The organism is Variimorphobacter saccharofermentans, assembly GCF_014174405.1.
GTDB lineage: Bacteria > Bacillota > Clostridia > Lachnospirales > Lachnospiraceae > Mobilitalea > Mobilitalea saccharofermentans.
Genome location: NZ_JACEGA010000001.1, coordinates 1,800,680 through 1,825,050, shown reverse-complemented (window position 1 = coordinate 1,825,050; position 24,371 = coordinate 1,800,680). Strand labels below are relative to the sequence as shown.

The window sequence follows — 24,371 nt, the reverse complement described above, 5'->3', positions numbered from 1 at the left end:
TCCTTTTACTAATCACATAATAATACTCTTTGATTCTAGGTATCATCTAATTTCCCATCTGTTTTGCTACCTTCTCAAAGAAGTAGCATTCTAGGTATCGTCTAATTTCCCATTTGTTTTGCGAAGTTTTGAAACTGGAACTTCTATGATAAGCATAAATAGTGACTTTTCGAATCTTTATGAGATATAATCTATTTTCCTTACGCAAATAATTTGCGTAAGATTTCCTTTTTTAATGATACCAATCCGATTTTCATACGCAACTTTTCTATCAGTTTGCGTAGACGTGTCGAGGAAGTAGCCAATCTTATGTACTTCTTTCGTTTTTTATCAGGATTTCTCTTCCTTCAGGAATAATAAACCCTTTACCCTTAATCATTGTAAGGTGTTCCTCAAAAATCTTCGGTTCTTTGTAAGCGCTCGACAATAGAGTGCCTATTCTATTTTAGAGATCCATGTGATAATAACTCTAAATATTGAGTTAAAGTTTTTCAAGTTTTTCAACTTGAAAAACTTTAGAAAGGAGTTGTGAAACATGGATGAAGTTACCTATGTAAAAACAAAGTTCCGTCAAGAACAATGGGAAAAACTAATTGAGGACTGTCAAAACAGTGGGCTTAAGGTTGACGACTGGTGCCAGAAAAATCATATCAGCCGTCACGCTTATTACTATTGGCTTCGTAAGATACGTAAAAAAGCATGTGAAGCTATTCTACCCGCAATACCTAAGCAAGATTCACAAGTTGAGTTTGCCAAGTTTGAAATAGAAGCACAGCAAACCAATCTTATGGCATCAGTCATTATCCATCTTCCATCTGCTACACTTGAAGTACATAATGGAGCAAGCGGGCAGACTATTGAAGCAGTGCTTCTAGCACTGAAAAATATATGCTAGGCGATATTACTGTAGCTAAGAACATCTACATTGCCTGTGGCTACACAGATATGCGTAAATCAATTGATGGACTAGCTGCAGTGGTACAAGAACAGTTCCATCTAGATCCTTTTTCAAAGAGTCTCTTTCTTTTCTGCGGTAAACGCCGGGATAGGCTCAAGGCACTCCTTTGGGAAGGAGATGGATTTGTTCTTCTTTATAAAAGATTAGAGAGCGGAAATTTCAAATGGCCTCGTAGTCAAGATGAGGTAAAACTCCTTACCTGGCAGGAATTTCGCTGGTTAATGGAGGGACTTTCTATCGACCAACCAAAGGCTATTAAGACTGTCAAACAGGGTGCTTTTTGTTAAGTGGAAAGTGACTGAAAGTATTGATTTTACTAGCCTTTTAGCTGTTTTTATGGTATAATAAACCTATCAAGTTTAGAATATATGGTAGGAGAAAAACCACTGATGAATAATAAAGATGCTTACATTGAACAGCTCGAAAATACAATAAAAAAGTTACAACTACAAGTAGATAATCTTACGGAGATGATACTAATACTTCGGAAGGAAAAGTTCGGTTCATCCAGTGAAAAAACTCCTAAGGATGATATTGAAGGACAACTACATTTGTTCAATGAGGCAGAAGCTTATTCTGATTCTCCTGATCCAGAACCTATAACCAAAGAAGTAAAGGGTTACACCCGGACTCATACAAAGACAAAGAGAGTAGAAATTATAAAAGATCTTCCTGTCCGTGAAATCCTGTGTGAGATTCCTATAGAGGATCAGTACTGTATTCAGTGTGGGAATAATCTAAAACCAATCGGTAAGGAAACGGTTCGTGAGGAGCTGGAGTACATACCTGCTAAACTACGTATTGTTCGTTATGTCCGAATGGCTTATGAATGTCCTAAGTGTAAACATACCGACAAACCCTATATAGAAAAGGCACCTACACCGACATCTTTAATGAACCATTCACTTGCATCACCAAGTTCTGTAGCCAACGTAATGTATCAGAAATACGTGAATAGCATGCCACTTTATCGCCAGGAAAAGGACTGGGAGAATCTCGGTATTGCCTTAAAACGTAGCACTATGGCTAACTGGATTATACGTTGCTCCCAAGATTATTTCTATCCTGTAATCCAGTACTTAAGGAAGAAGCTACTAGAAAGGGATATCATTCATTGCGATGAAACACCTATCCAAGTACTGAAGGAGGATGGTAAAAAACCTCAGACGAAGTCCTACATGTGGCTTTATCGCTCTGGTAATGACGGGAAAGCTCCCATCATCTTGTATGATTACAGACCAACAAGAAACGGTGATAATCCAGTCGAATACCTAAAGGGGTTCAGAGGATATCTTCATACCGATGGATACGGTGGATATAACAAGCTTGAAGTTATCCGGTGCGGTTGTTGGGCTCACCTTCGAAGGAAGTTCATAGAGGCTATTCCTGGAAAGAAGGCAAAGAATGCCCCACCTACCAATGCAGAAATCGGAAGGGACTACTGCAATAAGCTCTTCCTTATAGAGGAAAGTCTTAAGGAACTGTCCCCTGAAGTTAGATATACTAAGCGTCTTGAACTGGAACGCCCAGTCCTTGATGCCTTTTGGTGCTGGCTTGAAAACCTTACGGTATTAAATGGCTCTGCTCTAGGTAAAGCTGTAACGTATGCAAAGAATCAGAAGCCATATATGGAGAATTATCTTCTTGATGGAAGATGCTCCATTTCAAACAATACAGCAGAAAACAGCATACGTCCATTCTGTATTGGCCGTAAAAACTGGCTATTTTCAGATACACCGAAAGGAGCTGAAGCAAGTGCTGCAGTATATAGCATAGTCGAAACAGCAAAAGCAAACGGACTTAATGTATATACATATCTAGAATACTTATTATTGTATATGCCTGATACGGATTATCATAATCACCCAGAAGATCTGAAATTTTTGATGCCTTGGTCAGAGGCAGTACAAGCAGAGTGTGGTAAGTGATTATTTGAGACTGACTAATTATCATAGTCGGTCTCTTTCTTATTTACAAGGCACCCTGTTGTTAACCGCTTACGGTTCTTTCAAGATTAATTTCACTCTTTTCCGTATAAAAAATGTCTCCCCATGGGACACATCATTTGCGTGAGAGGTGTGGGGAGTCCTGTTACTATTATAATATGCCATAGATGAAGAGATGTCAATCTGGTTCTTATAAATCAAATTGATGTATAGATTTAAATAGATTGTCTTCACTATGCCCGATTATAGTATTAATCATTTCTTAGCACTTCAGGTTCTTGCATGATTCTCTCAATTATAGCAATTGCTTTTCACTCAAATCAGATGTCTTTATATATTTATTTTCTAAAGCTCGTGCAATAATGACATTTGGTAAACCCTTCATTTAGTTCTGCAACAGAATGCGCATCTATACCTTTGATGATTTTAACTTCAGGAGGTACTAAGTCCCAAAACTCCTGTTTGTACAGCCTTCTCCTAATAGAAGATGCATTTATCTCTAGTGGAATACCAACCTTTTTTGCCTCATCAATGATCTCTTTTGAAATTCCAGCCATAGTTTCGTCCCATCCGGTTTTTCTTCGAAAAATCCGGTCAGAATGTGCTACCACTGAAAAATAACCAGATTTTATTCCTTGAAGAGTCGCTTTAGCCAATCCAATATACTCGTTGTGCTTATCTTCCATTGAAAAACTATACACATCAGGCTCCACTTCATAAAAATGCTGTCCAAGAATAAGTAAATCTAACCCACCCATTTCTACTAGTTTTTCGTAATAGGTCCGAAAACTTGGTAGGAATTCAGTTTCCAGACCTATCTGTACATCAATAAACTTCTCATATTTCGTTTTAAGAAGTTTTAATGAATGGATATATTCCGGTAATTGCTCCATGTCCATTCTGTTTGTAAACGGATTCTCCGGAAATGGGCAATGATCTGTAAATACAATTTTTGAGGCTCCCAGCTTCAAAGCCGCTTCTGTATAATCATCATCCGTATCACTACTTGCATGTTTACATCTTGAGGTATGTACATGAAAGAATTCCCTCGTACCCGTGGTAATAGATGACTCTTTCTCGTGTTGCATTTAAAGCGCCTCCTTTAATTACTATCACAATCAGCGAAGGACCAATAATCAAAGCTTATGCAGTTGCTATGACCGAAATGCAGTTCATTGATATATATAAGGTCATATTTTCTCCATTTCTGCGCACGATTCTTGCGCATGTAAAGTACGTGCTGAGGATTACGCATCACATACTTTGAGAGGAACAGTCTGTGAATTTTTTCACTCTTCACATGACTTTTTCCAAATCAATGCTTCTGCCTTCTTTATCATCTCTCGCATGTCCTGCTCCCAGTAACGGCTTTCGTTGTAAAATACTGTTCCAACGGACCCAGATATCTGCCAGTTCTGCGAAGAACAGAAAATCACTGGAATCTTTATTCCCTTTTCTTGCAGAAGCTTTAAAGTCTTCTCTCCTGCCTCCGGATCATCCTTACCAAAAAAGTTATAATGCATATCACAAATCAACAGATCATATGGTTCACCAGCGGCTTCCGCGCGCTCGATTTCCTCTATTCCTTTTTCTGCATTATCCGCAAGGGCAACCTGTCGAATTCCTTCAGACTCAAGTTCTTTTTTTATAGCTATATGTTTGAGAATTGTATCCTCGATATTGATTACCTTTTTTATCTTCATAATACCCCCTCCAATTCAATTAGCTAGATTAAGTTCTTCCTCTGTAAGTAAATCCTCTTTGTCATTTCAATTATAAAAAAGGATGATCTCCGCCATTTTACCCTTCTTAAGCACATATTCAGCTATTTTATAATCAAATGAAGAGTTATTCGAGGGATCAATATAAATATTAAACCCTACAACATCATCTCTTTTTACGAATCCGCATTTTTCCAAGGTTTTTATTGTTGCGATATTATCTGAAATTGTTGTTGCATGAATTTCATCAAAAACAATCTTTTTATTATCCATTGATAAGCCTTCGCTCATTGAAGTACTACATATTAATGATAGAGCTTCTATACAGTAACCATTCCCCCTATAGTCCTTCCCTATATAGAATTCCACTTCATATCTATTTTTCTGATATCTAACCCCAACATAGCCTATAAAGGCATCAGAAACCTCTTTTCTATAAATACTAAATAGACAGTTACCTTTCTCTTCAAAGTAGGAAGCAAATCTTTGTATTCTATCCTCTGTTGGATCAACACCACAGAACATTCGAAAATCTCCATCTTCACGTAGCATTTTCAAAAATGGTTTTGAATCCCTGGTGTTCAAGCCAGGAAGCAAAATCAATCGCTCAGTCACTAATATTTTGCTTGTATTCACACGAACTCCTCCTTATGCTGCTTCAAGTATTACAGCAATGATTTTGTGATCTGTAACCTGCATATAATACTCATCACGTATTTCAGCTTTAACAGAGATTCCACTATTCTTTAAACCTTCACTTATATAAACATGATCAATTGTTAACTCTCCGTACGTGTCCACTTAACTCCTATATATAATCTTTTGTTATCTCATATATTTATCAAATACACCATGAATATTATAAATAGTAAATTTTAAACCAACTTCTTCCTCGTCTATGATTAAAATGATTCCTGTGCAATCTCATCCCAATGAACCAAAGTATATATATCGCCTGCATGAATTGCCTCTAAATACTTTTCCATAAATCGTTCATATACTTCATTTTTTATCAGAAGATTACTTCCATACCCTATGTAATAATATTTCCATCCACTCTGTTGCTTTTGCCAATCATAATATATACTGGTAGATGTGCCACATATGTACTCTCTCAAAATAGGAAATATTTTATACAATTCATAGAATTCACAACTACACCATTCTGGTTCTACTAGCATCAAATAGCTTTCTCTGTCATTAGATACCATTTTTACACAGCCTGGTCCACCCAATCCACTTGGTTGAGAAAATTCATAGAATAATATTTTTTCTAAAATGTTTGCTGTTAGTTCATCCGATTTTATTCGTATCATAACTTCACCTTTTTAACTATTTTCATAGATATTTTCTCCTTTTAATTTCTCCAAGGAATATCGCACTCCTTTATCTCTTTGCCAGTTGCCTTATCATAAATATGAAAGTTACCTTTTCTAAGATCATCTAATGAGCAAACTTCACCTGTACCTACTCCATTATCTCGCTCCACATAATCATGCAATATTCCTCGAACCCTATATAGCTTCATCCCTAAGAAGCCCAGGTCTACATATTCACAATTTTTATCTTTCATTTTAACAGCATCGGCCTGCTTTTTACTACTTGTACCAGAATACGAAGAATAACCACTACTAGAACTAACAGATGAGCTGCTTGCTGAACTAGCTCCTTCACCACTAGATAATCCTCCACTTGCGACCAAATAAAGGATCAGCCATATTACACAAGCTATAATCGCAAGAAAAAGCGCTCCTACAATCAAAGGAATAATATTTTCTACCAGTAATAATGCCAAAGGAAATAGTAGAAAAGATAATGCTGCTAGTGAACCATCTTTAAACATCCATTTACTTTCAGAAGTTAATATTAATACTAGAGCAGAAATAACTATTGCTACAACAACTACTACAAGCACTATTAAAAAAAGTTGTTTCTTCTGCTTATCTATACCATTTAAAAAATTAATTAATGAAATAATCTGAGAGTCTGAGAGTCTAATTTTCCCTATATATAGCCATATAAGCAAAAGTATACCTACAATGATAATTCCTGCAATCACAAGATCAATAATCATTATAACCCTTTTAACCTTAGTAGCTTTTTTAAAAAACGATATTAAAATTATTATAGATTGAGAGCATAACAAAACTTTAACTATGGTACCTACAAAGCTCCCATATAATATATGTATCGTTCCATTTGTTAGAGATTTTTTAACACCATCAAAGCCAAAACCACTTAATCTGATTTGTGTAATCTGTTTTAAATACCCACCATCAACAATAAACATGATAAATGCTACTATCCATCCAATTACCATAGTCAGAACAATTAATGCAGGAATAATTACAGCTAGATTATCTATAGGATTTACTTTAAAATTCCGAACTGAATTCTTTATCTTTTTCAAATACATTTTCATATCTTCATCCTCGATTTGCATTTTTTATATCTTCTTCGTAAATATTAATAAATATAATAGTCATTTGTTTAACAATTCTTAATTACTTTAATTAACTTGAAATCCATTTAGTCTTAACCTATATTAACAGAACAAGACAAAATGATAAGCATAATTCTTAGATAGTCACGTTCTACAAATATATTTACAAATTATCAATTAGAGTATATTTTTTTACAACAGTATCATATATCAATAATGGGATTTTTCCACTATCTTTAACCGTTCCGTCTATGTAATAATGACTATGCTTATCCCAATATTTCGTTGTAAAATACTGTTCCAATGGACCCAGATATCTGCCAGTTCTGCTAAGAACAGAAAATTACTGGAATCTTTATTCCCTTTTCTTGTAGAAGCTTTAAAGTCTTCTCTCCTGCTTTCGGAACATCCTTACCAAAAAAGTTATAATGCATATCACAAATCAACTGATCATATGGTTCACCAGCGGCTTCCGCGCGCTCGATTTCCTCTATTCCTTTTTCTGCATTATCCGCAAGGACAACCTGTCGAATTCCTTCAGACCCAAGTTCTTTTTTTATAGCTATATGTTTGAGAATTGTATACTCGATATTGATTACCTTTTTTATCTTTAAAATACCCCTCCGCTTCATAAGTATGTCGACATTTGTCGTAGTTTCTCCAATTGTGAGTTACCAAAAAGCTCCAATATGGTAAACTGTGAGTTTTAAAGAGTTGCTGATTTGTTCCAATGGCAAATCTTAAGAGTTTTGGGCCTTATGTATTAATTTTCTTCGTCATAGGGAAGGATTATCCAATCTCCTGTCTCTGCAACGCGATAGTATTTGTTTCGTACAGTGTCAACTTTGATTACTGGAATTTTTCCACTATCTAAAACAGTTCCATCTATATAATAATGACTTTCTCCATCAAAATAAATATCATGAAAATATGGATCACCTGAAATTTTTGATGTACCTACATGTCCTGCAATTATATCCATGCAAAACTTACCTGTCTCTGCTGGATACTTTTCTGTAAATGTGTAATCATCTGTTCCCCACTCCCACATATCTCCAGCATCTTCATCTACACCTGCATGGCAAAAAATCTGATTTTCAGTCGTATAATAACGCCTAAGTGTTTGCATCCAATACAAATATTTGTCATCATCCACCTCATAATCTTTATCATCATCTGCAAATCTATCTTCAGAGATGGGCCATCTTCCATTCATAGCCATATCCTCATGATTACCAACCAAAACAATGACTTTATCATTACCATATGTTTGCTCAAGTTCCATTATTTTTTCAAGAACTCCATATGAATCTGGACCTCCATGAATATAATCTCCTAGTAAAACCAACTTATTGTCTCCCGATAAATCTATCAAGGATAAGGCTTCCTCAAACTGCAAAAGACATCCATGAATATCACTCATCGCATATATTATACTCATACTTTCTCTCCTCCACATCTTTCTATTTAATCTTGTAAACATCAGTAGCTCTTATCAGAAAGAGTATTTCTATAGTTCTTCATAAGTAGCCAGAAAGGGTTTTTTTGAATCAGAATATGCCATCATCTTACACCTATTAGTTTTTCAGCAATCTGTCTTCCTCTTTTTAATATACGTTTGTATGAGTCAGTAAAAAAAATCTTATATTCTTCTTCATTTGTAGGATTCATTTCTCCCCTTTTAGCATTTTGAAAATGCCCTTCCCAGAATTCTATAGGTTTCCATTCTTTATCTACATACATCTCTAGAGAATTATCAATTATGAATTTTTTCCAACTTAATTTATTATTCTTCTGATATCTTGACAGCCATTTCTTGCATGAGTCAATATTATCTTTCTCGCTAGGAAAATAGGGAGTTGCTCCTATTATTTCTATTAATCCTTCATCACTTTCATTATCATTTTTTATAAACCATTTATATATCCCCTTTAAAGTCAAATCCCAATAATCTTTTGTTTTTCGGTATCTCGGTGAATTAAATTCTTTAGGTACCATTATCATGTTTCCAATTGTGTGAAATACACCTAAATAATCATTGATATATTCTGGCGTGTTATCAATATATTCATTTAAATTCTCCAATATAGAAACATATCTTTTAGATCTACTTTCACTGGATATTCCTTTAAATTTCAAATACTCTCCATAAACTGTGTTTAGAGAATTCATTGTATCTCCTCTTAACACCATTTCATCAATATCTAACTGATATTTATAGCGTTCATATTTTCTAATTGGTAATTCTGATAAGTTCTCTGGATTAATTTTTCCAGAAAGAATACCATATATTAGTACATTTCTCATAGATACGTCGTAGTCAAAACCAATTTCTATATATCCATTTATATCTTTAAGTTCTTTCCCATCCCGGTCTTTGTAAGTATCACCACTAATATAGTAATAACAAACTTTTTCAAGCTTTGAGCATTTATCTATGCTATGTAGTTCTATTGAATTCATGATTTTTGCTTGTGTATTATCTTGCATATATTCATATACGCTTTTTCCCGTCCGTGTTCCCATCAAGTACTTAGCGTCCTCCAACGCAATATCTTCTGCATTGTCATGTAGTGCTATAGAATCCAAATCACTCTCTCTTATCTCACAAAGAATACTTTCGCACATTATTTTTAAATTTTTAGAATTAACACAAGCCATATAATACGCTCCTATCTTAAGATTGATTAATGTAACATCCTACTTTACAGTTATTAATGTTTTAAAAGTTTCTGTCTCTGTTCCAATTTGAATCGTTGTGATAATTGTTGCTTTTCCTTTTGATGCCGCCGTTACTTTTCCTTTTTTACTTACTTTCGCTACCTTTGGATTATTTGATTTATATGTAATTTTAACGCCTAATTCTTCAGCATCTTTTGATATAGAAGACTTAATTGTTACTGTCCTTTTTTTCGAGTTGTTGAGATACAGGGTCTTTTTAGCTGGAGTAACTTTTACCTTATCTAAATAATAAGAAGAAGCATATTCATCAGCTTCAGAATCATCTGATACTATTAAATGATCAGAAGAAAACAACTCAATAGAAATATCAAAGTATTTATAATCACTTAAACCCGTATTCTCTGAGAACTTTTTATTGGAATAATTATTATTAGAATTCCATGTTGTGTCTAAAATGACCCATCTATCTGAAACATAGACTTCATTCCATGCATGATTTGACTCACCTGATGATATTATTTTATCATCCCATCCTGAATCAACACTCAGCCCTAATGCATATCCTGATACCACCTTAGTAGGAAATCCACTTGCTCTTAGTAAAGCTGCAGTTAAATCAGCATATCCTTGACAGACACTTCTACGGCTTTCTAATGTTTCTAAAGCACTTATGCTATCATAATCACTATATCCGTAATACGCATCATAATCATAATAAATATTGTTACAAACCCAGTCATGTATAGCTCGTACTTTTTCATAATCATCTTCTATTCCATCTATTATCTCATTTGCTAGCGAAACAATTTTTTCATTGTCTGATTCAACCCAGTAACTTGGTTGCAAATAATATTGCAGTGTTAATTTATCGTTTTTTATTGAGTTATATTTTTCCAGATTTCTTTCATATACCTCAGACATGAGGATTTCAACACTATCATTGACAAGTTTAATTTTTATACCTTCACCATATATATATCCCCAATAAAGTCCATCCTTTTCTGAGCGTATAAATATTTGCAAATAGTAAATACCATCTTCAAGATTAACAATGCTATATTCAATTGGTTCATATGTCTCATACCATTGTCCATTATGTTCAATTCCATCCTCATCTAATAGGTGGATTGTACTAAACTCATAACGCTTTTCATCGGGAAAATCAATTATTAGGCTTTTATCTTTCGTCTCAATTTGAATATTATTGCTATCATCATATGAGGTGTTGATTTTAAATACTTTTTCATGAGCATCAACATAAGAAAAAGGCAGAAGTAGGCTAATTAGTAAAACAAATACTATAATTTTATTTTTCATAATTACAAATCCCTTTCTAATTTTTGTCATTTGTTTTAAGATAAGTACATAAAATTTTTATTATCATCATTAAAGATACTATAATTTTACATGTATATACATATTTCTTCAAGCATAAAGTAGTATATATTTCCTTTATTACAAACAATATCAAATACGTAAGAAGGATACCTAACTTATCTTTATAGATCTCCTCTTACGTAGATGATACTAAGTTGTACTCCATACATTAACCATTTATAAGTAATCTTTAAAGTCTTCTTCAAACAAAAAAGTTAACGTATGTAGCAACTCATTCAGGAAAATCTGTACATCTGAATATTGCAAATTATCCTCTTCGTTTTTTCTTTTAATTTGTAAACGGTAGATAGTGAGTACCCCTATAAAAATTCGCCACTCTGATGAGTGACGAAGATATTTACCTATTTTCTGCATTCCGCAGGCAGCTTTGGCGACCACGGAAGCAGGTCTTCACAGAAACTCCGGTCTGTTTCATCCAGATGCTTCGGGATTTCTGTCAGAAGATATTCGAAGTAATTATAAGGTTTCAAATTGTTTACTTTCGCCGTTTCGGCAATACTGTAAATAATGGCACTGGATTTAGCCCCATTGATGGTATCGATCATTACCCAGTTTTTCTTACCGATACAAAAACCACGGATTGATTGTTCAGCAGCATTATTGTCCATTGGCACTTCACCATCATCCAGGAATGCTTTTAGATATTTTTCCTGATTGATGGAATAGTTAAATCCACTCCATGTTTTGCTTTTTGAAAGAACTTTGCCGATGTGTTCTTTTACCCATACAAAGTAAGCCTCTACCAATGGTTTCACACTGACCTGGCGAAGTTTCAGTCTTTCTTCCGGTGAGAGCTCGCTTAATCGCTTTTCTTCCCGGTAGATTGCCTGTATCTGCTTTAATGCCAGATATGCAAGGCTGCTCTTTTGATCTTTCTCAGGAAGAGCCTTGACCGCTTCATCATATCTACGTCGGGCATGCGCCCAACAACCGGCGATGGTCAGATCGTCACGTTCTTTATCTAAGGTGTGATATACCTGATAACCATCGGTAACACAGACTCCCTTGAAATTCTTAAGGAATTCTCTTGGGTGGCTTGTGTTTCTGGTCTGTTGGTAATCGTATAGGACGATTTGCTTGTCCTGATACATCCTACCCGTACGGTAGACCCACATATAACTCTTAGATCCGGCAGTACGCCCGTCCTTATTAACAAGGACTGGTGTCTCATCTGCCTGAAGTACATGATAATCATAAATCCGTTCATGTAGATAATCATATAGGATTGCCAGATATCGGTCTGCACATTGGATGGTCCAGTTTGCCATATCCTGACGGGAGATGTTAAGATTATATCGTTCAAACTCTTTTTCCAAACGGTAAAGAGGAACAGCATTGACATATTTTCCGTTTATGATAGCAGCTTCCAACGATGGAGATACCAGGCTATTTCTAAGAAGATAGCCCGGATGCTTTGCTTTTATTATGTGATCATCCTTTTTACTGGCATAAACAGCTACGTGATGTTCTTCCACCTCTACTTTAGACGGGGTGAATTTATATCGTTTGTACACTTCATCCGGAAGCTGTTTCCATGCTGATCCGCCAAATTCCTTTCTGAGTTCTTCTTCAGACATGGTATGCTCAATCTTAACGATAGGAAGTCCCTTTAAATCTTCTTCTCGTTTGCCTTTGCGTTTCGTTGGTTTTGATTTTACGGTATCTTCATCTTCGACATCGATCTCGCCTAGGTTGGCAACTGCCTCTGCCTCATTGAAAAACACAATCTGATCGTCTACTTCTTTAAAGGCGATCTGCTGATCGATATCTAGCTTTTCAGAAGACCTGCCATAGCGTTTATGGTTTGCTGTGGCAAGCTGTTCAAGCACCAATTGAAGTTTTTGGTCAATGGACGCAAGCTGTTCCTGATTGGCTAGAAGCAACTGAACCAATACGACCTTATCGAAGCTATTCAGTTGTTCTTCGGTATATTTTATTGCCATAACAGACCATCCTTTCATTAAGTCTATTATAGCGTATTATGCTTTATTTGGCGAATTTCATTTTCTGACAGCTTCGTCATAATGCCTATGGTTGTAAGGCTTTGTGAATCCCGTAATGGAGTGGTAATTAAATGCCTTTCGAAATGTCAAATTTTATTTTTTGATAAATATCGCTTATATATCGCTGCCTGAAGGTATGTAGAAGGCAATCATTTATAGATGATTCTACGTTTTTTAAACGTGTAAAAACAAGATATATTTTCTCTGTTTTGCACAAAGCTTATGTAACATACTCCGGTGATACCGGCTTTACAGACTTCTTCGGGGTTATGGTAAGCCCTTCCATTAGCCAACGGAATTGCTGTGGGGTTAGAACTCTAACTTCTGCAGCATTACGAGGCCATTGATATTGACCAGCTGCGAGGCGCTTATATAGCAGGAGATAGCCATCCTTTTCCCAGACTAACCCCTTTATACGATCCGCTTTTCTTCCACAAAAAAGATAAAGTGTATCAGGCGAAAAAGGATCTATACCGGTTTGCGTTTCTATGATACCAGCCAGACGGTCAATACCGGAACGAAGATCTGTATATCCAGTCACTAGGTAGATTTGCTTAAAACATGTGGCATCATTGAGCATGAGAGATCACCTGTAGTATTGTAGACAGTAGATCTAATGATGTAGCTTCTGTCACATGAATAGAAAAGCCGTTCACAGAGATATCCAGACCTGTACTTGTGCTCGGAGCAGATTTAGGATTCATGACTTCAGCCGGTACCGGCACAATTGATGTTGAAACCATGTCCTTTGGCATGCTTTCGAGACAGGCTTCCCGAACCTTGCGAAGTCTATAGTAATAATCCGCTTTGGTTATGTTGTTTTGTGCACACCAATCGATGACTTTCATTCCATCAGGTCGATTCTGACAGGCACGAACCTGCTCAGCCCATTCCTGCAATCGATAGCGTGTGGCAATCATACTTGTTGTTGAGCTCATAGACTTACCTCCTTGTAAGGAGTCAAAAAAGTTGAGCACTGAACTTTTTTGACCCGGTTAAATAATAAGTCTATTTTCTCAAAAATCTATACAGCGGTCTAGAGTACCCATTATCTACCGCTTACTTTAATTTCATTAAAATATGCCTTTCTATCTTCGATTAAATCTTCGTCTGGATAACATGATAAGCTTAGATCTGATAATCCTCTGCTCATCGTCCTGTATATCTCTGGATTTTTCTCCATTAAATCAAATGCACAATCAAAATATAACAATCTTGGGTTTATCTGTTTCCATCTTTTTACCACCCCTGGTACTTCGTATCTTCTAACAAAGTATTCTGTTTCATCAACGATTTCATTTAATTTTGTAGCCAATGTTTCCTCTCCTAAAAAGAGAGTATTTACTGTTTTTTTGACTTCAAGTAATTTACTCCCCATATACTCCCAAGCGTTTTTAGCCATTTCTCCATTAGGTACTTCATTAAAGCAATCTGTTGTCTCATACAATGAAAGCAAATTCCATAGCTTTCCATACACTACTTTGATTGCAGTTCTAATATCTTTTCTTCTCATAGACACCTCTTTCTGTTATCTGTAACAATAAAATATTCAGTTTTCAAGGTTCAGCTCATACTCTTATTATAGTAATATGCAAGTCGCATTTTTCCACCCTAATATAATATTTTAATTTTTGATTTACAGATTTAAGGATATATCTCTTTATTTAGCAATAACTAATATTCTAAATTTAAATGAGAAGGTTTTCTCGACCTTCTCATTTTTAGCTATTATTTTCTCTTTTTAAGTCTATTCTGTAATTTACATTTAGTATAATACTCCAATTTCATTTTCTTAAATAAAGTATTTTGCGTTCAGATTCATAATTTTTTCAACAACTGTATTTCTTACATCTTCCGGTTCAATAACCTCAACGTAAGCGCTCGACAATAGAGTGCCTATTCTATTTTAGAGATCCATGTGATAATAACTCTAAATATTGAGTTAAAGTTTTTCAAGTTTTTCAACTTGAAAAACTTTAGAAAGGAGTTGTGAAACATGGATGAAGTTACCTATGTAAAAACAAAGTTCCGTCAAGAACAATGGGAAAAACTAATTGAGGACTGTCAAAACAGTGGGCTTAAGGTTGACGACTGGTGCCAGAAAAATCATATCAGCCGTCACGCTTATTACTATTGGCTTCGTAAGATACGTAAAAAAGCATGTGAAGCTATTCTACCCGCAATACCTAAGCAAGATTCACAAGTTGAGTTTGCCAAGTTTGAAATAGAAGCACAGCAAACCAATCTTATGGCATCAGTCATTATCCATCTTCCATCTGCTACACTTGAAGTACATAATGGAGCAAGCGGGCAGACTATTGAAGCAGTGCTTCTAGCACTGAAAAATATATGCTAGGCGATATTACTGTAGCTAAGAACATCTACATTGCCTGTGGCTACACAGATATGCGTAAATCAATTGATGGACTAGCTGCAGTGGTACAAGAACAGTTCCATCTAGATCCTTTTTCAAAGAGTCTCTTTCTTTTCTGCGGTAAACGCCGGGATAGGCTCAAGGCACTCCTTTGGGAAGGAGATGGATTTGTTCTTCTTTATAAAAGATTAGAGAGCGGAAATTTCAAATGGCCTCGTAGTCAAGATGAGGTAAAACTCCTTACCTGGCAGGAATTTCGCTGGTTAATGGAGGGACTTTCTATCGACCAACCAAAGGCTATTAAGACTGTCAAACAGGGTGCTTTTTGTTAAGTGGAAAGTGACTGAAAGTATTGATTTTACTAGCCTTTTAGCTGTTTTTATGGTATAATAAACCTATCAAGTTTAGAATATATGGTAGGAGAAAAACCACTGATGAATAATAAAGATGCTTACATTGAACAGCTCGAAAATACAATAAAAAAGTTACAACTACAAGTAGATAATCTTACGGAGATGATACTAATACTTCGGAAGGAAAAGTTCGGTTCATCCAGTGAAAAAACTCCTAAGGATGATATTGAAGGACAACTACATTTGTTCAATGAGGCAGAAGCTTATTCTGATTCTCCTGATCCAGAACCTATAACCAAAGAAGTAAAGGGTTACACCCGGACTCATACAAAGACAAAGAGAGTAGAAATTATAAAAGATCTTCCTGTCCGTGAAATCCTGTGTGAGATTCCTATAGAGGATCAGTACTGTATTCAGTGTGGGAATAATCTAAAACCAATCGGTAAGGAAACGGTTCGTGAGGAGCTGGAGTACATACCTGCTAAACTACGTATTGTTCGTTATGTCCGAATGGCTTATGAATGTCCTAAGTGTAAACATACCGACAAACCCTATATAGAAAAGGCACCTACACCGACATCTTTAATGAACCATTCACTTGCATCACCAAGTTCTGTAGCCAACGTAATGTATCAGAAATACGTGAATAGCATGCCACTTTATCGCCAGGAAAAGGACTGGGAGAATCTCGGTATTGCCTTAAAACGTAGCACTATGGCTAACTGGATTATACGTTGCTCCCAAGATTATTTCTATCCTGTAATCCAGTACTTAAGGAAGAAGCTACTAGAAAGGGATATCATTCATTGCGATGAAACACCTATCCAAGTACTGAAGGAGGATGGTAAAAAACCTCAGACGAAGTCCTACATGTGGCTTTATCGCTCTGGTAATGACGGGAAAGCTCCCATCATCTTGTATGATTACAGACCAACAAGAAACGGTGATAATCCAGTCGAATACCTAAAGGGGTTCAGAGGATATCTTCATACCGATGGATACGGTGGATATAACAAGCTTGAAGTTATCCGGTGCGGTTGTTGGGCTCACCTTCGAAGGAAGTTCATAGAGGCTATTCCTGGAAAGAAGGCAAAGAATGCCCCACCTACCAATGCAGAAATCGGAAGGGACTACTGCAATAAGCTCTTCCTTATAGAGGAAAGTCTTAAGGAACTGTCCCCTGAAGTTAGATATACTAAGCGTCTTGAACTGGAACGCCCAGTCCTTGATGCCTTTTGGTGCTGGCTTGAAAACCTTACGGTATTAAATGGCTCTGCTCTAGGTAAAGCTGTAACGTATGCAAAGAATCAGAAGCCATATATGGAGAATTATCTTCTTGATGGAAGATGCTCCATTTCAAACAATACAGCAGAAAACAGCATACGTCCATTCTGTATTGGCCGTAAAAACTGGCTATTTTCAGATACACCGAAAGGAGCTGAAGCAAGTGCTGCAGTATATAGCATAGTCGAAACAGCAAAAGCAAACGGACTTAATGTATATACATATCTAGAATACTTATTATTGTATATGCCTGATACGGATTATCATAATCACCCAGAAGATCTGAAATTTTTGATGCCTTGGTCAGAGGCAGTACAAGCAGAGTGTGGTAAGTGATTATTTGAGACTGACTAATTATCATAGTCGGTCTCTTTCTTATTTACAAGGCACCCTGTTGTTAACCGCTTACGTTTCAAATAATATGTATATCACTGTAGCTGATATAAGCTGTATCACCTATGTTGATATACTTTTCCCAAAAACAGTATCACTATTGATGATATAAAATATATCTTACAAATAAAAACCGTATCAGTGTAGCTGATATAAACAATCCAAAAACAGTATCATTAATAGTGATATAAAATGTATCATCAATGTTGATATACTATTTGAATATTCTTGTGCGATGAAATCGCAGTTCCGGCGAAGTGGAAATCACAAGACCGGAACTGGAAATCATCCTATAACATATGCGAGTTTACTCGCTTAACGACTTATCTAAACCATATACCTCTCGCATTGAGATATCTTTAGTTGGATCAATACTTTCAATATTAATTCTGTATGCATCATGAACGATACGGTCAAGAATAGCATCAGACAGTGGACTTGCTTCTCCTCCCAACTGCTCATACCAGCCATCGCTCTGGTACTGAGAGCAGAATACTGTAGATGATTTCTTGCGTCTCCTGTGAAGCAGTTCAAATATATCTTTCTGCTCCTTATCATTTGGCTTAAGTAGGAGCTGGTGCTAGAATATAAATGGTACAAGTTAGACATGGAAATTCCTTAACATAGAAGTATAATAGAATAAATGGAGGAATGAACATGGCTATACAGTACACAGAGGAATTCAAAATCAATGCAGTAAAATACTGGAATGATCATCAGGATTTAGGCATCGGAAAGTGCGCAAAGAACTTAGGAATCAGTAAAAGTGCTCTTTCTAATTGGGGGAAAGCCTATACAATTAATGACGGCACGATCCCTACAAGAGGGCGTGGTAATTTCGAAAGCGACGATGCTAAGGAAATAGCTAGACTACGTAAAGAGTTACGTGATACTCAAGATGCACTTGATATATTAAAAAAAGCAATCGGCATACTGGGAAAATGACCGAAGCTCTGTTTCTGGAAGCTGCTATAAAAGAAGAGCAGCTTCTAGAGCAGGGAAAACGCCGGCTGAATGTCTCTGGTGTGCTGAAAATATTAGGCGTTTCAAGAAGCGGATATCTGAGCTGGAAAAAACGGCTTCCATCTAAAAGAGAGAAAAGAAAACGTATCATTAAAGAGCGGATTATCGATATCTATAAGGACTCCCATCAAAATTATGGTGCGCCAAAGATAACCGAATGTTTAAGGAAAGAAGGAGAAATCATTGCTGAAAAAACCGTAGGTAATTACATGCGTGAGCTTGGAATAAAAGCGCAGTACGTAAAACCTTATACAGTGACAACAATAAATTCAGATTTCAGCAATGAGTTAAAAAATATACTAGAGGAGCAATTTAATCCCCAAAAACCGGATGCTGTTTGGTGTTCAGATATTACATATATTTGGACATATGAAGGCTTTGTATATCTTACTAGTATCATGGATCTATATTCTCGAAAAATAATTGCTTGGACCTTGAGCAATACACTGGAAGCCAGATGGGTAATTGAGACAGTAAATAAGGCTAAAAAAGCGAGAAATGTAAGTGCCCCGTTAATCTTACATAGTGATCGAGGTATACAGTATGTAAGCACCGAATATATAAAAGCAACAATAGGCATATGCCGAAGTTACTCTAAAAAGGCATATCCGTGGGATAATGCGTGCATAGAAGCCTTTCATGCATTAATAAAAAGAGAATGGTTGAATCGATTTAAGATATACGATTATAACCAAGCATATCGTCTGGTATTCCAGTATATTGATACCTTTTACAATACAATTAGAATACACAGCCATTGTGGATATCTTTCACCTAATGAATACGAATCCAGTTACTGGGATAAACTGAATAAAATGGAACGAAAGGAAGCAAGATATGAAGCATGTTAATAGAAAAGTTCACGTTTAACTTGTACTTTTTCTTGACATAGTACCAAGCCATTCATCAATGATGAGAAGGACTGGATTTGCATACTTAGCCATGACTTTCTTATATGTACCCTCGTTCCGCGACATTTCAAGATCGATGAGAAGGTCAGGAAGGCGAACATATTTTGTATTGAAATGCTGCTTACAGGCTTCCATACCAAAGGCACAAGCCATGTAAGTCTTTCCACTACCTGTTGCACCGGTAATAAATAGGTTTCGGTGTTCAGATATATATTCACAGGTTGCCAATCTTTGTATAAGGGCTTTGTTTAACTTACGTCCTGAAGTGTAATTGATATCATAGATGTGTGCATCCGGTTGATCGAATTCTGCATTCCGAATAAGCCTTTTAAGACGATTACTTTTGCGGCTGCTAAATTCAATATCTACCATCATTCCGAAGCGATCCTCAAAGGAAACATCCTTCATCTTTGAATCGTTCATCTGGGAACGGAATGCATCAGCCATTGTTGTCAGGCGCATTTCGATTAATTTATCAATCGTACTTTGGTTTGTCATATGTAATTACCTCCCGTAATAGCCGGCACCTCTGGTGATGCCGTATTTATTCTGTGTGGATTCTATGGGTTGTTCTTCTGATAAAGACTTTTCTTGACCAGCCGTGAGTATATTTTTTATACTCTTATAACTTGGTGTCGCTGTGTAGCTCAGTGCCTTTTCGCAGGCAGCTTCTAATCGTTTGACTGAATATTTATCAGCCAGTTTTAGAAGCCCCATACAGCCTTTATAAGTCTGTTGTTCCACACGTTTGGAGGTAAGGATTGCATCCACTACCTTGTATGTATTGTTACCAATCCGCTTCGCCCATTCGCGGAAACGATCGCCATTCCATTCTAGATATTTCTGGTGGTCTTCCGGCATATGTTCCACGATGGTGTCATACTGCCCCTTTCGGCCATTTAGCTTTCGATGGGACGCGATGCGATTATGATTGTAGAAGATTTCAATAGTTTTATCTGTTACCCTAACATCGACTTTGCGTTTTATATATTCATAGGGAACTGAGTATAGCATTCCGTCGATAGATATGTGATAATTGAACTGAACGGTGGCTTGTTTCCATTCCGCCAGTTCGTAAGAGGTAGCAGGTAGGGGGGCCAGTAATGGCAGTTCTTCGTCGCGGAAGAGATCCAATCGGCTACCTTCTTTCTTTTGAAAGAGCCTTTTGTTGAACTCGTCCAGCTTTTCCTTTATAGCCCGATTTAGCTCGGGAAGAGAAAAGAACTGTTCATTCCTTAGTGCAGCTATTATCCATGTAGATATGTTTCCTACGCTTCCCTCCGCATTAGGCTTGTCTTTTGGTTTACGAACCCTTGCCGGAATTATAGCGGTTCCATAGTGTTCTGCCATTTCATGATAGACAGTGTTTAATTGCTGATTATACCATCCACCGTTATGAATAACGGCGGTTTTACAGTTATCTGGTACAAGTATCTTTGCAACGCCACCGAAGTATTCATACATATGAACATGCGCAGCAATCCAAGCCCGTTGTTTCTCATTAATGAATGCTTCGGCATATGTAAACTGACTATAAGTCATGACACCAATGAATACGTAGGCATTGATAATTTCACCAGTATCAGGATCAATGATATGTGCCGGATCACCAGCCCAATCAACTTCAACCTGTTCGCCAGGCTTCCGATTGATATGCATGGTAGCGCGACGTTTCTGTTCATCCTGCTGGATGTAATAGCAGAATTGAGAATACATGAGCGGTTCTTCGTTATTAAGGCGACACTCCTCCATATATTCTGTCCACAGGAGCTTTTTACTGACTCCGTTGCGGAGTAATTCCTTGCGGATGTGAGCAAAATCGGGCATTCGCTTATTGCTAACTTCCTTGTTGTTTTTAGGAAACATCAGTTTCTCTAGAGCTGCATCTGTCAGTGATTCATCTAATGGCCATGAGAGATTAAGCTCCTTGGCACGGTGTTGAACCTTGACGACGGTTTTCTGGGCAACATCACAGCTTTGCATGATGTTACGTTGAGTGAATCCAAGACCTGTAAGCCTTATGATTTCACGATACTTGGTCATAATTATGACCTCCTTATAATGGATTTGCATCTATCGATGCATTAGACCATTATAAGTTATATTTATATATAGGGAAATGATTTCCACCTAACGGAAACATGATTTCTTTTAAACGGAATGTTGATTTCCAACGACCGGACAGGTGATGTATTTTAGCCCGGATTATTCACTATTTTCGAAAAACAGTATACATACGATGATCAACTTCCCAAAAACAGTATGGCTATTATTGATCACTTTAATCTCATCCATTGTGACATGGAAAAAAACAAGTAAGTGCTGTGATAATGATACAGCCAGTAATTGATGCATACGTAACTCGACTATTATCCGCTACAAGCTAATTATCTTGATATTTATGATTTTTTATGAGTAATATAATTAACGAGATTATACTTTTTCTACTTTTGGCTGCGATATATGCTGCAAATGAAAATCTCATTAGTACATATTAATTGAGGTACACTAGTCACATTGTACTATATGATATGGAGGGTTATATAACTCATGTAAATGCTCCTATTCCCCTTAATGTTGCATATAAAGCCTGAGAAAAGGAAAAATGTGAGACAAGACACGAGAAACCATTGCCTGCTAAACTATACTCTTCTAAAATGGATAGATTCTGATTGTTACATGCTCATGCTCATTTTCGTGCCCCTTCTCTTCTTTATCTACTCTACTTTTATCTTCTTTTTCTTTTCCAAAGCTTTTTTGGACTATTATAATATTTAGTACTAAAAAACATGATTATTTCGATATCGACTGCCTGTTGAGTATAGATCAAGATATAACACGAGAAATAATTATATCATATTTTCGTGCTTCTTCTATTCTCCTATCTCTTTGAAAAGTATCTCTGTAAATGGCAATAGACTGCCTTGCGTTGAAACGCAAGGATGATAATAACTGAATATGTATAAATAAACAAGCTAGACATTTATTAATGATGTCTAATAGATGCTATGGTTCATGCTATAGACATTTTAGTTGATGTCTATTATGCATGATTCATTAAAAAAAATAGCCACCCCATAATATAATTACAAATAATAAAGGATGGTGACTAAAATGCCAGTTAAAAATTATGCTATTTTAAGGACACAAAAATTAAACCGAAAGAACATTCAAGAAGTCAAAAAGAGGTGTGAGCATGTTAATCGAATTGAATTTACTGAAAATGTAAACAAAGAACTCTCCCATCTTGATAGATGTGTGATAGGAGACTCAGATTCTGATTGGTTTAAACTCTTTAAAACTCGTTTTAAAGAGCTTGAACATTATAAGGATCCCAGTTCAAGAAAGTTGAATTCAAATGCAGTTATAGGAGTTGAGGCCGTTACTACAATGTCACATGAAATGGGGGATAAGATTGATATTGATGGATGGATTGATGCCAACAATAAGTGGATGCAGGATTACTTCGGTAAGGATAATGTTCTTCATGGTGTATTACATATGGATGAAGTAACGCCTCATATTCACTATTTTATAACACCGGTTTTGGATGGAAAGTTCAACGCTCGTGAAATCATGGGCGGTAGAAATAAGTATAGGGATCGCCAGACTGAGTACGCAAAAGCAATGGAACCATTTGGACTCCAGAGAGGATTGAAAACAGGTCGTACAGATTATGTTACGATAAAAGAACTGTACGCCAAAAATCAAAACATCATAAATCTCCCAGATATATCTAGTGAAGAATCTGCCGAAGAATATCGTATCAGAATTAATAAGCAATATCGAGCTCTTCAGATTCGTATAGGATATCTCGAACGAGAAGTTAAAGATCATGAGGTAATTAGAGATTATGCAGCCAAGCTGGAAGAAGAAACAGATAAGCTCCAGGAGAAATACAATGAACTTAGAGATAGGAATAAGAGACTGGAACATAATTTTAAATATCGTCGACTTGGAAACTATCTTGTAGAGGACCTCATTTATGCTGTTGAGAACTATGATGATAAAAATGTGATTGATAATTATCTTACAAGAATTGCACCTCTCAATGAATGGGGTAAACAGTATAATGACAGAATCGATAGAGAAGGGGAGCACAAGAGTATTGAAGAAGGTAGTGTAAAATAATTTGAGCACTTGTAATAAGCACCACTTTCTTAGTGAAAATTAGATATGGGTAATTCTACCATGAAGTTGTAAATACAGATACATATTTACATATTTAATTATTACTGATGTTTGTATTAATTATTTGATTTCAGCATCGGACACAGAAAATTTTACACCAGCTAAGAGGATGGTATCTATACTGTCCTCTTGAATTTTTTTATAATGATGTTACCCATCCCCTCTCTTGCGACACCCGTTATGTAATTGTAGACTCCCGCTAGTAATAGCTCTAGGTTATCTTGTCCTATGACATTTTCCGAAATTGCAGCTACAAAATTATTAAAAGTATTATCTTGAATATAGGTAACACATTCATAAATTAATAGTTCTTTATACGTCAATAAATACCACCTTGCAAATATAAGCTTCAAGGTTAGGTAAATAAAAAACACCTTTTCATTACTATGTAAATTATGTTGTATCTTTCTAGAAGATAAGCCCAAGCAATAGGTCTCCCTATCACTTGGGCTCTTATGGATATTATTGAATTATAGTACGTTTCCAAGAAGCTCTGCTAATTTCTTCGCTTCTTCATCGGTTAAGGTAACTCCCTTACCCATCTTCTCATGTTCTGGAGCCCAATCACGTATATCATATTTGGGAACTCCGCCGTTCCATGAAATCTTGTTAAATTCTTTCGTCCATCCCTTTGGACTTTCAGACAGAATACCAAGCTGCTCTACTATTTCATATTGAAAGTCTGCCATAT

The 24,371-nt window shown here is 36.2% G+C and carries 25 protein-coding genes and 2 pseudogenes; 9 read left to right on the top strand and 18 right to left on the bottom strand.

Features of this window, described 5'->3' with window-relative positions; all coding sequences use genetic code 11:
* Positions 1–535 precede the first annotated feature (535 nt).
* The 3 genes from tnpA (H0486_RS08010) to tnpC (H0486_RS08000) all read left to right on the top strand — a co-directional run bounded on the left by tnpA (H0486_RS08010) (position 536) and on the right by tnpC (H0486_RS08000) (position 2,886).
* On the top strand, positions 536–895 hold the full coding sequence (gene tnpA / locus H0486_RS08010; RefSeq protein WP_228351322.1) for an IS66 family insertion sequence element accessory protein TnpA: 360 nt from the start codon (positions 536–538) through the stop codon (positions 893–895).
* Positions 889–1,245: an IS66 family insertion sequence element accessory protein TnpB gene (tnpB, locus tag H0486_RS08005; RefSeq protein ID WP_228351323.1), complete on the top strand. Its 357-nt coding sequence runs from the start codon at positions 889–891 to the stop codon at positions 1,243–1,245. The genes tnpA (H0486_RS08010) and tnpB (H0486_RS08005) overlap by 7 nt, the downstream gene beginning before the upstream one ends.
* A gap of 102 nt (positions 1,246–1,347) precedes the next feature.
* On the top strand, positions 1,348–2,886 hold the full coding sequence (gene tnpC / locus H0486_RS08000) for an IS66 family transposase (protein ID WP_228351324.1): 1,539 nt from the start codon (positions 1,348–1,350) through the stop codon (positions 2,884–2,886).
* 356 nt (positions 2,887–3,242) lie between these two features.
* Here tnpC (H0486_RS08000) and H0486_RS07995 read toward each other — a convergent pair whose 3' ends face one another.
* From H0486_RS07995 to H0486_RS07930, 14 genes are all read right to left on the bottom strand, one after another.
* Positions 3,243–3,992, bottom strand: a complete 750-nt coding sequence (locus H0486_RS07995; protein ID WP_228352496.1) for a PHP domain-containing protein — start codon at positions 3,990–3,992, stop codon at positions 3,243–3,245.
* A gap of 201 nt (positions 3,993–4,193) precedes the next feature.
* Complete coding sequence (locus H0486_RS07990; RefSeq protein ID WP_228352495.1) at positions 4,194–4,607, bottom strand: response regulator; 414 nt, start codon at positions 4,605–4,607, stop codon at positions 4,194–4,196.
* 66 nt (positions 4,608–4,673) lie between these two features.
* Positions 4,674–5,261 carry a GNAT family N-acetyltransferase gene (locus tag H0486_RS07985; protein WP_228352494.1) on the bottom strand — a complete coding sequence of 196 codons (588 nt, stop codon included), beginning with the start codon at positions 5,259–5,261 and terminating at the stop codon, positions 4,674–4,676.
* A gap of 12 nt (positions 5,262–5,273) precedes the next feature.
* Complete coding sequence (locus tag H0486_RS07980; RefSeq protein WP_228352493.1) at positions 5,274–5,426, bottom strand: hypothetical protein; 153 nt, start codon at positions 5,424–5,426, stop codon at positions 5,274–5,276.
* Positions 5,427–5,527: 101 nt separating this feature from the next.
* Positions 5,528–5,941, bottom strand: a complete 414-nt coding sequence (locus H0486_RS07975) for a hypothetical protein (protein ID WP_228352492.1) — start codon at positions 5,939–5,941, stop codon at positions 5,528–5,530.
* Between the two features lie 41 nt (positions 5,942–5,982).
* The gene (locus H0486_RS07970) at positions 5,983–7,047 is read right to left on the bottom strand and encodes a large conductance mechanosensitive channel protein MscL (protein WP_228352491.1); all 1,065 of its coding nucleotides are present in this window, start codon (positions 7,045–7,047) and stop codon (positions 5,983–5,985) included.
* A gap of 350 nt (positions 7,048–7,397) precedes the next feature.
* Positions 7,398–7,700 (bottom strand): response regulator, encoded by a 303-nt coding sequence (locus H0486_RS07965; protein WP_228352490.1) that lies wholly within the window; start codon positions 7,698–7,700, stop codon positions 7,398–7,400.
* 131 nt (positions 7,701–7,831) lie between these two features.
* Positions 7,832–8,509 (bottom strand): metallophosphoesterase, encoded by a 678-nt coding sequence (locus H0486_RS07960; protein ID WP_228352489.1) that lies wholly within the window; start codon positions 8,507–8,509, stop codon positions 7,832–7,834.
* A 122-nt stretch (positions 8,510–8,631) separates the two neighbouring features.
* Entirely contained in the window at positions 8,632–9,729 is a 1,098-nt protein-coding gene (locus H0486_RS07955; RefSeq protein ID WP_228352488.1) for a hypothetical protein, read from the bottom strand.
* A 39-nt stretch (positions 9,730–9,768) separates the two neighbouring features.
* Entirely contained in the window at positions 9,769–11,067 is a 1,299-nt protein-coding gene (locus tag H0486_RS07950) for a transglutaminase domain-containing protein (protein ID WP_228352487.1), read from the bottom strand.
* A gap of 422 nt (positions 11,068–11,489) precedes the next feature.
* A complete protein-coding gene (gene tnpC, locus H0486_RS07945) occupies positions 11,490–13,091 on the bottom strand; it encodes an IS66 family transposase (RefSeq protein WP_228352486.1) in 1,602 nt (533 codons plus the stop codon).
* A gap of 280 nt (positions 13,092–13,371) precedes the next feature.
* Positions 13,372–13,731, bottom strand: a complete 360-nt coding sequence (tnpB, locus tag H0486_RS07940) for an IS66 family insertion sequence element accessory protein TnpB (protein ID WP_228352485.1) — start codon at positions 13,729–13,731, stop codon at positions 13,372–13,374.
* Complete coding sequence (tnpA, locus tag H0486_RS07935; protein ID WP_228352484.1) at positions 13,721–14,089, bottom strand: IS66 family insertion sequence element accessory protein TnpA; 369 nt, start codon at positions 14,087–14,089, stop codon at positions 13,721–13,723. The genes tnpB (H0486_RS07940) and tnpA (H0486_RS07935) overlap by 11 nt, the downstream gene beginning before the upstream one ends.
* Before the next feature lie 110 nt (positions 14,090–14,199).
* On the bottom strand, positions 14,200–14,664 hold the full coding sequence (locus tag H0486_RS07930) for a hypothetical protein (protein WP_228352483.1): 465 nt from the start codon (positions 14,662–14,664) through the stop codon (positions 14,200–14,202).
* A gap of 483 nt (positions 14,665–15,147) precedes the next feature.
* Here H0486_RS07930 and tnpA (H0486_RS07925) point away from each other — a divergent pair, with 483 nt between their 5' ends.
* From tnpA (H0486_RS07925) to tnpC (H0486_RS07915), 3 genes are all read left to right on the top strand, one after another.
* Positions 15,148–15,507, top strand: coding sequence for an IS66 family insertion sequence element accessory protein TnpA (tnpA, locus tag H0486_RS07925; RefSeq protein WP_228351322.1), 360 nt, complete (start codon positions 15,148–15,150; stop codon positions 15,505–15,507).
* Positions 15,501–15,857, top strand: coding sequence for an IS66 family insertion sequence element accessory protein TnpB (gene tnpB, locus H0486_RS07920; protein ID WP_228351323.1), 357 nt, complete (start codon positions 15,501–15,503; stop codon positions 15,855–15,857). Before tnpA (H0486_RS07925) ends, tnpB (H0486_RS07920) begins: the two co-directional genes overlap by 7 nt.
* 102 nt (positions 15,858–15,959) lie before the next feature.
* A complete protein-coding gene (gene tnpC, locus H0486_RS07915) occupies positions 15,960–17,498 on the top strand; it encodes an IS66 family transposase (protein WP_228351324.1) in 1,539 nt (512 codons plus the stop codon).
* Positions 17,499–17,862: 364 nt separating this feature from the next.
* Here the strand turns inward: tnpC (H0486_RS07915) and H0486_RS18685 are convergent.
* Positions 17,863–18,129, bottom strand: a pseudogene (locus H0486_RS18685) (ATP-binding protein); the annotation flags it as partial.
* 83 nt (positions 18,130–18,212) lie between these two features.
* Here H0486_RS18685 and H0486_RS07905 point away from each other — a divergent pair.
* A complete protein-coding gene (locus H0486_RS07905) occupies positions 18,213–18,500 on the top strand; it encodes a transposase (protein WP_178377794.1) in 288 nt (95 codons plus the stop codon).
* Positions 18,497–19,429: an IS3 family transposase gene (locus H0486_RS07900; protein WP_074365492.1), complete on the top strand. Its 933-nt coding sequence runs from the start codon at positions 18,497–18,499 to the stop codon at positions 19,427–19,429. The genes H0486_RS07905 and H0486_RS07900 overlap by 4 nt, the downstream gene beginning before the upstream one ends.
* 45 nt (positions 19,430–19,474) lie before the next feature.
* On the opposite strand, the pseudogene H0486_RS07895 reads toward H0486_RS07900, so the two are convergent.
* Both H0486_RS07895 and istA read right to left on the bottom strand, forming a co-directional pair.
* Positions 19,475–19,987, bottom strand: a pseudogene (locus H0486_RS07895) (ATP-binding protein); the annotation flags it as partial.
* Positions 19,988–19,993: 6 nt separating this feature from the next.
* Positions 19,994–21,532, bottom strand: a complete 1,539-nt coding sequence (gene istA / locus H0486_RS07890; RefSeq protein WP_228352482.1) for an IS21 family transposase — start codon at positions 21,530–21,532, stop codon at positions 19,994–19,996.
* A 1,071-nt stretch (positions 21,533–22,603) separates the two neighbouring features.
* Here istA and mobV point away from each other — a divergent pair.
* Positions 22,604–23,620, top strand: coding sequence for a MobV family relaxase (gene mobV / locus H0486_RS07885; RefSeq protein ID WP_228352481.1), 1,017 nt, complete (start codon positions 22,604–22,606; stop codon positions 23,618–23,620).
* Positions 23,621–24,150: 530 nt separating this feature from the next.
* Here mobV and H0486_RS07880 read toward each other — a convergent pair.
* Positions 24,151–24,369 carry a YdbC family protein gene (locus H0486_RS07880; protein WP_228352480.1) on the bottom strand — a complete coding sequence of 73 codons (219 nt, stop codon included), beginning with the start codon at positions 24,367–24,369 and terminating at the stop codon, positions 24,151–24,153.
* Positions 24,370–24,371 lie beyond the last annotated feature (2 nt).